The organism is Lactobacillus nasalidis (assembly GCF_016587775.1).
GTDB lineage: Bacteria > Bacillota > Bacilli > Lactobacillales > Lactobacillaceae > Lactobacillus > Lactobacillus nasalidis.
This window is the reverse complement of record NZ_BOCG01000528.1, coordinates 1-1,442: the sequence shown is the minus strand read 5'-3', so window position 1 is coordinate 1,442 and position 1,442 is coordinate 1. Positions and strand designations below refer to the sequence as shown.

At 49.5% G+C, this 1,442-nt stretch carries 3 protein-coding genes; all 3 read right to left on the bottom strand.

Going from position 1 to position 1,442, the window contains the following annotated elements:
- Positions 1 to 67 precede the first annotated feature (67 nt).
- On the bottom strand, positions 68 to 766 hold the full coding sequence (locus lacNas_RS10380; RefSeq protein WP_201331528.1) for a 5'-methylthioadenosine/adenosylhomocysteine nucleosidase: 699 nt from the start codon (positions 764 to 766) through the stop codon (positions 68 to 70).
- A gap of 18 nt (positions 767 to 784) precedes the next feature.
- On the bottom strand, positions 785 to 1,003 hold the full coding sequence (locus tag lacNas_RS10375; RefSeq protein ID WP_201331527.1) for a hypothetical protein: 219 nt from the start codon (positions 1,001 to 1,003) through the stop codon (positions 785 to 787).
- A gap of 3 nt (positions 1,004 to 1,006) precedes the next feature.
- Positions 1,007 to 1,442, bottom strand: a 436-nt coding sequence (locus lacNas_RS10370) for an NUDIX hydrolase (protein ID WP_201331526.1), incomplete at its 5' end; no start/stop codon positions are given.

Genomic DNA, 1,442 nt, shown 5'->3' with positions numbered 1-1,442 from the left:
CGATGACGTCGACGACGGCCGGCGACATTGGCGTGGTGGCAGCATTGTCAAGATAGACTTGCTTCATTTAAAAATCGTTCTCCTTCAGATACTCAACAATCAGTTCTGCGGCCTGGGCACCGACTTTTCTGACAAAAGCAGCAAAGTCATTGTCCGCATCCTCGTCACCGTTGTCGGAAATTGCTCTCAAGGCAATCAGCGGCACGTTGAAGTGGTAGGCCACCTGCGCGAAAGCCGCGCCTTCCATTTCCACGCAAAGGGCAGACGGGAAGTTGCGCAGGATCTCGTCTTTTTGCGCCTGCGAAGAAATAAAGGAATCGCCGGTCACAACCAGGCCTTCCTTATAGCTAACCCCGCGCTGGGTCAGGAATTCCTTGAACTTGTCTCTTTCCTTTGAATCCAGCTTGAAGCGGGCCGGCTCCTGCGGGATCTGCCCTTCGACGTAATTGCCCGCTGAAGTGTTGTGGGCGTCGTGGTAGGCAAACTCGCTAGGCAAAACCAGGTCCATCCGCTGCACTTCTTTTTGCAGCGATCCGGCTGACCCGGTCATGATGACCAGGTCGATTTTTTCTTTGGCCAGAAGACTGGTCAGGTTCATGGCGGCTTGGACCTTGCCGATCCCCGTCAAGCCCAGGTAAAGATCGTTGCCGGCAACGGAAAAATGTTCGAATTCCGTCGAACCGAACATTTCCTTTTTACCTGAGGAAAAATAATGATGATAAAATTCGGCTTCTTCAGCCATTGGAACAACGATAGCAATTTTCATCGATAATCCTCAATTCAGTTAAAATTTCAATAAGATCAGCCAAACCAGCGCGATCAAGAGACACACAACAAGAATAGCAAAGTTCAGCCTTTTTTTCATTCTTTCTGTCTTGTCGTTTGTCTGTCTCTCCTGCTCCTGCTTAAAAGCAGGAAAAGCAGCTGAATCAGCTGCTTCCTGTTTATTCGACTTATCTGCTTTTAGTGCCTGGCGGCGGTAATCGGAACGTTTTTCTGTCATAGTCTAACCTTCTGAACCGGTCAGCAGCATGTTTTCCCATACGGAAATAGCATAAATGGTCTTAGCATCAACTATTTTGCCCTCTGTTAACAGGTTCTTTAACTCTTCAAGGCTGTACCATTCTGCCGTTAAAAATTCGTCTTCGTCCAAAGCCAGCTTGCTGGCCACTGGGCTGAGCGTGTCACAGTAGAAAAGGTGCAGCTTTTCATTGCAAAATCCTGGTGAAGTGTAGAATTCGGCGACTTTTTCCCAATATTCGGCACGCAAGCCGCCTTCTTCGTTTAACTCCCGCTTCATCGCATCCAAGGGACTCACGTCGGTGGCATCAATCATTCCAGCTGGAATTTCGAGAGTCAGCTGCTTGATAGCTTCCCGCCACTGGGTCACCAGCAGCATCTTCTTCTCATCATTGATGCAGATGGCTGCTGCCGCCGGGCGG